At 66.6% G+C, this 8,727-nt stretch carries 10 protein-coding genes; all 10 read left to right on the plus strand.

The window, feature by feature from the left end; genetic code table 11:
* Positions 1 to 921 (plus strand): ABC transporter substrate-binding protein (locus VGT00_17025; protein ID HEV8533129.1); only part of this gene is annotated, 921 nt, incomplete at its 5' end.
* A gap of 34 nt (positions 922 to 955) precedes the next feature.
* Complete coding sequence (locus VGT00_17030) at positions 956 to 1,219, plus strand: AbrB/MazE/SpoVT family DNA-binding domain-containing protein (GenBank protein ID HEV8533130.1); 264 nt, start codon at positions 956 to 958, stop codon at positions 1,217 to 1,219.
* A 6-nt stretch (positions 1,220 to 1,225) separates the two neighbouring features.
* Positions 1,226 to 1,669 (plus strand): PIN domain-containing protein, encoded by a 444-nt coding sequence (locus VGT00_17035; GenBank protein ID HEV8533131.1) that lies wholly within the window; start codon positions 1,226 to 1,228, stop codon positions 1,667 to 1,669.
* Between the two features lie 116 nt (positions 1,670 to 1,785).
* Complete coding sequence (locus VGT00_17040; GenBank protein HEV8533132.1) at positions 1,786 to 2,940, plus strand: acyl-CoA dehydrogenase family protein; 1,155 nt, start codon at positions 1,786 to 1,788, stop codon at positions 2,938 to 2,940.
* Positions 2,941 to 2,972: 32 nt separating this feature from the next.
* Positions 2,973 to 4,163 (plus strand): ABC transporter substrate-binding protein, encoded by a 1,191-nt coding sequence (locus VGT00_17045; GenBank protein ID HEV8533133.1) that lies wholly within the window; start codon positions 2,973 to 2,975, stop codon positions 4,161 to 4,163.
* Between the two features lie 195 nt (positions 4,164 to 4,358).
* Positions 4,359 to 5,216, plus strand: coding sequence for a branched-chain amino acid ABC transporter permease (locus tag VGT00_17050; GenBank protein ID HEV8533134.1), 858 nt, complete (start codon positions 4,359 to 4,361; stop codon positions 5,214 to 5,216).
* Positions 5,213 to 6,157, plus strand: a complete 945-nt coding sequence (locus VGT00_17055; GenBank protein HEV8533135.1) for a branched-chain amino acid ABC transporter permease — start codon at positions 5,213 to 5,215, stop codon at positions 6,155 to 6,157. Before VGT00_17050 ends, VGT00_17055 begins: the two co-directional genes overlap by 4 nt.
* Positions 6,147 to 6,920 carry an ABC transporter ATP-binding protein gene (locus VGT00_17060; GenBank protein ID HEV8533136.1) on the plus strand — a complete coding sequence of 258 codons (774 nt, stop codon included), beginning with the start codon at positions 6,147 to 6,149 and terminating at the stop codon, positions 6,918 to 6,920. The genes VGT00_17055 and VGT00_17060 overlap by 11 nt, the downstream gene beginning before the upstream one ends.
* Positions 6,907 to 7,611 carry an ABC transporter ATP-binding protein gene (locus tag VGT00_17065; protein ID HEV8533137.1) on the plus strand — a complete coding sequence of 235 codons (705 nt, stop codon included), beginning with the start codon at positions 6,907 to 6,909 and terminating at the stop codon, positions 7,609 to 7,611. Before VGT00_17060 ends, VGT00_17065 begins: the two co-directional genes overlap by 14 nt.
* A gap of 8 nt (positions 7,612 to 7,619) precedes the next feature.
* Positions 7,620 to 8,727: FAD-dependent oxidoreductase (locus VGT00_17070; GenBank protein HEV8533138.1), on the plus strand; the 1,108-nt coding region annotated here is incomplete at its 3' end.

Raw genomic sequence — 8,727 nt, forward strand, 5'->3', positions numbered from 1 at the left:
GCGAAAGTCGCACGGATAGGTTTCCTGGTGACCGGTTCGCTTGAATCTCCCGAGACGCGAATAAGCCTCGACGCTTTCCGGCAAGGACTACGCGAACGCGGCTATGTGGAGGGTCAGAACATCGTCATCGAGTACCGAGCGGCGGACGGGAAGATCGAGCGGCTCCCGGATCTGGCGATCGAGCTGGCCCGTCTCAAGGTCGACCTCATCGTTGCGGGGAGTACGCCCCAGGCCCGTGCTGCACAGCAAGCGACCAAGACTATCCCCATTGTCGCGGGCGCGATGGGCGACCCTGTCGGAGATGGACTCGTGGCCAGCCTCTCGCGGCCGGGTGGGAACATCACGGGGTTGACCTTCCTTGGACCGGAGCTGGTCCCCAAGCGTCTCGACCTGCTCAAGGAAGCGCTCCCCAGGGTTTCCCGCGTCGCTGCCCTCTGGCACCCCGGCGCCTTCAGCGAGCGCACGACGACAGACATGTTAAAGCAGACAGAGGCGGCGGCACGGACCCTTGGAGTGCAACTTCAACTCGTGGGGGTGCGAGGTTCCGACGAGTTCGACCGCGCATTCTCCACGATGATCAAAGAGCGCGCCGAGGCCCTCATCGTGTTTCCGAGCTCGATGCTCTTCAATGAACGCAGACGTATCGTCGATCTCGCCGCCAAGCGCCGGCTGCCCGCGATGTACAACGCCAGGGAGTTCGCGGCACTCGGCGGCCTCATTGCCTATGGAGCGAGCCTCACCGACTTGCTCCGCCGCAGCGCCACGTACGTGGACAAAATCCTCAAAGGCGCCAAGCCGGGCGACTTGCCCATCGAGCAGCCCACCAAGTTCGAGCTGCTCATCAACCTCAAGACCGCCAAGGCGCTCGGGCTCACAATCCCGCAGTCGCTGCTGCAGCGCGCCGATGAGGTGATCCAGTGACGCGGGGATGAAGAGACATGGTAATCTGTCTGCCATGAAAACTACCATTGACCCCGCCGGGCGCCTCGTCATCCCCAAGCAGATCCGGCAGGAAGCGGGCCTACGCCCCGGCATGCCTCTCGATGTGCGGTGGCGGGCGGGCCGGATCGAGATCGAGCCCGCCCCCCTGCCCGTGAAGCTCGTGCGCAAGGGACGGCTCCTCGTCGCGGTCCCGGAGAAGGACGTCGCGACGCTGGGCGCGGACACCGTCGAGCGGACTCGTCAAACCCTGAGGCGCGAGCGCAGCCCGCGGGCTTGAAGGGCGGTGCCTGCGTTTCTTCCCGACACAAGCTGCATGGTGGCTGCCGTCTGCGCGTGGCACGAGCACCATGAGAGGGCGAGAGCGGAGATCGAGCGTCGTCTGCATGACGCCGACACGTTGCTCGTGGCAGCTCCCGCCCTCATCGAGGCATATTCGGTACTCACCCGACTGCCACCGCCCCACCGTCTGTCCGCGGCGGATGCTCTCACGCTCCTGGAAGCGAACTTCATGAGCACGGGAAAGATCGTCGCGCTTGAGGCGAGATCTTACCGGGCCCTCCTGCGCCGGGCGCCACGAGATGGCATCGCCGGCGGCCGAACCTATGACGCCATCATCGCCGAGTGTGCCAGGAGGGCGAAGGACACGACACTCCTCACGTTCAACATCAGCCACTTCATGCCCTTTGCCCGGACGGGACTCGAGATCGTCGTGCCCGGCCATCGATGAGTCAGGGCCGGCGGGGTGATCAGTGAGCAGGGCAGCTTTCGTCGCCCCTCACCCTGCCCTCTCCCCAGAGGGGAGAGGGATGAGGAACGCAGAGGGGAGAGGGAGATAGGGGCACCGTGAGCCATCGCCTCTTCACCGACGAGCACCAAATGCTGAGGAGAAGCGTGCGCGCCTTCGTGGAGAAGGAGGTCGCGCCGCGCGTGGACGAGTGGGAGACGGCGGGGCGGATCCCGAAGTCTTTCTGGCGACGGCTCGGGGAGGTGGGATTCCTTGGGCTGGAGTTTCCCGTGGAGTACGGCGGGGCGGGCGGCGATTTCCTGTCGAGCGTGGTGCTGGGGGAGGAGATGGCGCGCTGTCGATCGGGCGGCGTGGCCTTCAGCGTGCTGGTGCACACGGACATGTCCTCGCCCTGGCTCACACGCTACGGGAATGATGCGCAGAAGCGGAAATACGTGCCAGGGATCATCAGCGGGGAAACCGTCTGCGCGCTGGGAATCACGGAGCCGGGCACGGGCTCTGACATGGCGAACCTGTCTTGTCGCGCGGTGAGGAAAGGGCACCAATATCTGCTCACGGGCAACAAGACCTTCATCACCAACGGCGTGTACGGGGACCTGTACTTCGTCGCGGCGCGGACCGCGCCAGGCACGGCCGAGCGGCGCCACGACGGCCTCTCCATGTTCCTGGTCGAGCGGGAGCTGCCCGGCTTCACCGTCAGCCGCAAGCTCGACAAGATGGGCATGCTCGCCTCCGACACGGCGGAGCTGGCTTTCCACGAGTGTCCGGTGCCGGCGGAGAATCTGCTGGGGATCGAGGGGCGCGGCTTCCAGCAGCTCGCGGCCGGGCTCCAGCGCGAGCGGATCATGGCCGCGGTGCTGGCGCTCTCGGGCGCGGCCCAGGCGCTCGAGGACACCCAGAAATATATCCAGGAGCGCCACGCCTTCGGCGGTCCGCTGAGCGACAAGCAGGCCCTGCGGCACCGGATGGCGGAGATGGCCACGGAGCTCGAGGCCGCGCGGCATCTCGTGTACCACGCGGCGGGGCTCTACAATGCCGGGCGGGACTGCGTCACCGAAGTCTCCATGGCCAAGCTCTTCGGCACCGAGGTGGCCAACCGGGTCGCGTACCAGGCGGTCCAGCTCCACGGCGGCTACGGGTACATGCGGGAGTTTTCCGTGGAGCGGTTCTTCCGCGACGTGCGGCTCTGGACCATCGCCTCGGGCACGTCCGAGATGATGAAAGAGATCATCGCCAAGCGGCTTCTCCGATAGCGAATCGCCCCATGAGATCAAAGGAGATCGACATGACCCGTCCGAGACGAGGCGTCATTGTAAACAGCGCGGTTTTCATACTGGTAGTACTCGGGCTCGCGGTGACCTCGGTGCGCGCCCAGGACATCGTGAAGATCGGCCAGATCGAAGCGCAGACGGGCGCCAACGCCATCTACGGCTGGATGTCTTCGCAGGGCACGGCCCTCGCCGTGGACGAGATCAACAAGGCGGGCGGCTTCAAGGTCGGGAGCAAGACCTACAAGATCCAGCTCATCGCCCTGGACACCCGCGGCGAGCCCAAGGAAGCGACGGTCCAGCTCAAGCGCCTGATCGAGGTGGACGGAGCGAAGTACATCTTCGGACCCTTTCTCTCCAACGTCTTCCTGGCCATTCGGCCCTACGCCGCCGAGTTCAACGGCAAGGTCCTGATGTGGGGCGGGGCGACGCGGATCCACGACTATGTCGGCACCCCCGGCCACGAGTTCTTGATGCGCACGTGGAACTGGGACGCGGGCGGCAACGGCTTCGGCGAGCTGATGGTGGACAATCTGGTGAAGACCACGGGCGCCAAGAAGATCGCCATGCTGTTCCAGAACGACCAGGGCGGCAAGGTGCTCGAAGACATCTATGTGCCCATGTTCAAGAAGAAGGGGATCGAGTATCGTCTCGACTACTTCGAGCCCGGCACCAAGGACTTCTCCGCGGTCCTCGCCAAGGTCGCGGCCTGGAAGCCCGACTTCCTCTTCCCCAGCTACGCCGATTCCTACCTCTACGATATCGTCAGGCAGGCCACGGAGGCCGGCCAGCTGAAGAAGTTCTTCCTGGTGCGCGGCTCCCTCGGCCCGGGGCTCAAGAACAAGGACGGCCTCGACGAGTACATGGTCTATGTCCCCAAGTACTTCGAGGAGGCTGAGAAGAAGGACGCAAAGGTGGCGAAGTTCATCAAGGCCTACAAGGACTTCTACAAGCGCGACTTCCCGTACGATCAGGCGCCCCTCTGCTCGGCCTCGTGCTACGACCACGTCTACATGCTGGTCGAGGCCATGAAGAAGGCCGGCACCGTCGACGACCCCGCCGCCGTCAAGAAGGCGCTCATGTCCATGACCTACGACGGGCTCTGGAAGATCCGCTTCGACGACAAGGGCGAGGCCATCTTCAACTTCGACGTCGTCCGGCTCAAGAAGGGCGGCGCCCTCGAGGTGACGCACATCAACCCGAATTGACCCCGCAGGAGATCACGGAACCCCATCCAGCTCGGATCATGCGCGCGCACGTGCTCCCCCTCACCCTGCCCTCTCCCCCAGTGGGGGAGAGGGATCGAACGAAGATGGCGACGCTGTTATCATCCCTCTCCCCCATCGGGGGAGAGGGTAGGGTGAGGGGGCGGACGATGACGAACGCGCGCCAGTGAATAGTCCGTGACGCAGCTCGTTCTCGGCCAGGTCCTCAACGGCGCGATCATCGGCGCCATGTACGGCATCATTGCACTTGGTATCACGCTGACGTTCGGGATCACCGGCATCGTGAATTTCGCCCTGGGCGAGTTCATGATGATCGGCGCCTATGCCACCTACGCGCTCGCCGAGCGCGGCGGGCTCCCCTACCCGGTGGCCGTGGTGCCTGGATGCCTCGTGGCCGCCGCGGCCGGGTACCTCTCCAACAAGGCCTTCTTCCGCTTCACTCGCAATAACCTCGTCAACGGACTCCTCGTCTCCATCGGCCTCATCTCCATCTTCGAGAGCGCGGCCATGCTCCTGTGGACGGCCACGCCCGTCGAGATGCACTTCGTCCTCCCGGGCGCGCTGCGGGTGGGCGACATCGGCCTGCCCAAGATGAAGCTCGTCGTCTTCGCCGTCATCGTGGTCGTCATCGTCGCCACCTACCTGGGCCTGGCCCGCACCTGGCTAGGACGCGCCGCCTTCGCCTACGCGCAGAACCCGGAAGCCGCCATGCTGATGGGCGTGCACACTCCCCGGCTGGAGACCGCCGTCATGCTCTACTCGACGGGGCTGGCCGGGCTGGGGGGCGCCCTCTACGCGAGCCTCTACTCGCTCGAGCCCGCCATGGGGGGCGTCTACGTGCTCAAGGGCATGGAGGCGGCGATCCTGGGCGGCATCGGCAGCCTCATGGGCTCGCTGTGGGGCGGGGTGATCCTCGGCGTCATCGAGGGCGTCGGCTCCATCCTCCTCCCCACGGCCTTCCGCGACGCGTACGGCCTGGCCGTGCTGGTGGCCATCCTGCTCTTCCGGCCCGCGGGCCTGTTCGGCGACGAATGACGGGCCAGGCGCTCCTCTGGGGCGCGCTGTACGCGCTGCCCCTCCTCGTGCGGAGCGACTTCCTGCTCACCATCTTCATCTTCACGTTCATCTACGGCATCCTCGCCGTGACGTTCGACCTGATCTTCGGCTTCACGGGCCAGCTCTCGATGTTTCACCCGGCTGTCTTCGGCGTCTCCGCCTACATGACCCATCTGCTCGCCGTCCACGCGGGGCTGCCCTTCTGGGCGGCCACCCTGCCCTCCGCGGCGGCGGCCGTCGTCCTCGCGGTGGTCGTGGGCAGCATCTGCTTCAAGTTCCGGCTCAAGACCTTCTACTTCGCCGTGGTCACGCTTGCCTTCTCGGAGATGATCCGGCTCGTCGTCATGAACTGGAACAGCGTCACCAACGGCACCTTGGGCCTCGTGGTGGCGGGCAAGCCGACGATCTACTGGCCGGGGAGCGGCGTGGTCCCCATCAAGGGGCCCATCGCCTGGTACTACCTCACCCTCGTCTGCCTCTCGGTCACGGTGTTGATCTGCTCCCGCTGTCTCCGGTCGTGGATGGGGCGCTGCTTCGGCGCCATCCGCCTCAACGAAGACCTCGCCCGCACCCTCGGGATCAACGTGTTCCGCTACAAGCTCCTGTCCTTTGCCATCGGCAATGCCCTCGCCTCGTTCGCCGGTGGGCTCTACGGCTACTACACGGGGTACATCGACCCGGGCTACCTCGGCATCAACCAGTCGATGGAGGTGCTGGCCATGGTGCTGCTGGGCGGCCAGGGCACCCTCACCGGGCCCATCGTGGGCTCCTTGGTGCTCACGGGCCTGCCGCATGCCATCGATCTCCGGGCCGAGCTGCGCGCCGTTCTCTACGGCGCCATCCTGATCTTCACCATTCTCGTGATGCCTCGAGGCATCGTGGGCACCCTCAACGCCTGGAGGTCACGGCGTGTCTCTTGAGGTGGGCGGGCTCACCAAGCGCTTCGTCGGCCTGATCGCCGTCGACGACGTCTCCTTCACCGTGGAGCCCGACGAGATCGTGGGCATCATCGGCCCCAACGGCTCCGGCAAGACCACGCTGTTGAGCATGATGGCGGGGCTCCTGACTCCCACCTCCGGGCGTGTGCTGTGGAAGGGGCGAGAGATCCAGCGCCTGCGGCCGGATATCATCGCCGGGCAAGGCGTGGTCAAGACCTTCCAGAATCCGCAGGTCTTCGCGGAGCTGAGCGTGTTCGAGAACGTGCAGGTGGCGAGCCATCTGAAGCTCAAGCGTGAGCTGGGCCTCCGCCGCGCGCTCGAGGTCGTGGGCGCCGCGCGGGACGTCGAGCGCCGTCTGGCCGAGCGGGTTGCCGAGGTGCTGTCCCTCTGCAACCTGGGCGGAGCCACGCGGCAGCTCGCGGGCAACCTCTCTTACGGCGAGGAGAAGATGCTCGGCATCGCCATGGCTCTCATGTGCGAGCCCGAGCTGTTGCTCCTCGACGAGCCGGCCACCGGTCTCGGGCGTGACGAGATCCGCAACCTGGAGGCCGTCCTCGACAAGGTTCACGCCGCCGGCACGACGCTGTGCCTGGTGGACCACAAGATCGGCTTTCTCCGCGGGCTGGCCGGCCGGGTTATCGCGCTCAACTACGGCCGGAAGATCGCGGAGGGGCCGCCCGAGCAGGTCCTGAACGAGCCGGCGGTGATCGAGGCGTACCTCGGAGCGGGCCATGCTCGAGCTTGAGGGGATCGACTGCCACTACGCCAAGGTGCACGTCCTTCACGGCGTGAGCCTCGCGGTGAACCGCGGCGAGATCGTGTCCATGATCGGCCCCAACGCCGCCGGCAAGACCACGACCCTCCGGGTCATGGCCGGGCTCAAGCAGCCATCGGCCGGACGCGTCCGCTACCTGGGCGAGGACATCACGCGGCTCCAGCCCTTCGAGCGTGTCCAGCGCGGCCTGGTGCTGGTCCCTGAAGGGAGGCAGATCTTCCCGAAGTTCACCGTCCTCGACAATCTCAGGATGGGCGCCTACCAGCGGCCGGACCGCGGCGCGATCGACGGGGACCTCGAGAGCGTCTACGAGCTCTTCCCCCGCCTGCGCGAGCGACGCGACCAGCGTGGGGGCTCGCTCTCCGGGGGCGAGCAGCAGATGCTGGCCATCGGTCGCGGGCTCATGGCGCAGCCCAGGTCTCTGCTCCTCGACGAGCCCTCGCTCGGGCTCGCGCCTATTGTTGTCAGCGAGATCGCGCGGACCATTCGCGAGCTGGCGAGCCGCGGGCTCACGATCATGCTCGTGGAGCAGAACGCCGCCATGGCCCTCGAGCTGGCCGACCGCGCCTATCTGCTCGAGTCTGGGCACATCTCGCTGCAGGGGACGGCCGCCGATCTGCAGAAGACCGACGTGGTTCGAAAGCTCTATCTCGGCGCGTGACGGCTGCCATGACGGCTCTCCTCGACGTGATGGCGGTGCGGGCGACGGGTAATCCCGGCGCGGTGGTGGTGGAGTGCGGCGAGCCGAGCGGGAGTGTCGAGGAGCGGCTCTGCGACGTCCTCGTCGTGGGGGGCGGGACGGGCGGCATCGCGGCCGCCCTGGCCGCCGCGCGCGCCGGGCGCCGCGTGTGCCTCCTCGAGGAGACGGACTGGATAGGCGGCCAGCTCACGGCGCAGGGCGTCTCCGCCCTCGATGAGCACGAGCACATCGAGCGCTTCGGGGGGACGCGGAGCTACTACGCCCTTCGCGAGGCGATCCGTGATCGCTACCGCCGGCTCTCGCCCGCCCTCGCCTCAGCCAAGCACCCGAACCCGGGGAGCTGCTGGGTCACCCGCCTGGCCTTCGAGGCGCGCGTGGCTGTCGAAGCGCTCCTCGGCATGGCCGCGCCTCATGTCGACGCCCGTCGGCTAGAGCTTCTGACGCGCACCAAGCCCGCGCGGGCGGAAGTCTCCCAGGATCGCATCGAGAGCGTCATGGCCGTCGACCTGGACGATCGCCGCTGGACTCGCATCCGTCCCCGCATCGTCATCGACGCCACCGAGCTCGGCGACCTCTTGCCGCTGGCGGGCGCGGAGTACGTGGTCGGCGCTGAGACCAAGGCCGAGACCGGCGAGCCCCACGCGCAGCCTCTCGAGCCCAAGCCCCACTGCGTCCAGAGCTTCACCTATACCTTCGTTCTCGAGAACACCGGCCCCGGCCAATCTCACGTGATCCCGCGGCCGGAGCGCTACGAGCACTACCGCGACGGCCAGCCCTACTCGCTCCGCATCCACGTCCACGGCGGCGAGATCTACGGTGAGGAGACGAGATGGCTCGAGTACCAGGTGCTCGAGCAGGCGCCCGGGACCAAGGGCGGGCTCTGGACCTATCGCCGTCTCATCGACGCGAGCCTCTTTCCCTCCGGCATCGGCTACGCCAACGACATCAGCATGATCAACTGGCCGGGCAATGACTATCGCGACCAGAGCATCCTCGACCGATCGCCGCTCGAGCAGGCGCAGGCGCTCCAGGACGCCAAGCGCGTGAGCCTCGGCTTCCTCCACTGGCTTCAGACCG

This window comes from Candidatus Methylomirabilota bacterium (genome assembly GCA_036002485.1).
Classification (GTDB): domain Bacteria; phylum Methylomirabilota; class Methylomirabilia; order Rokubacteriales; family CSP1-6; genus AR37.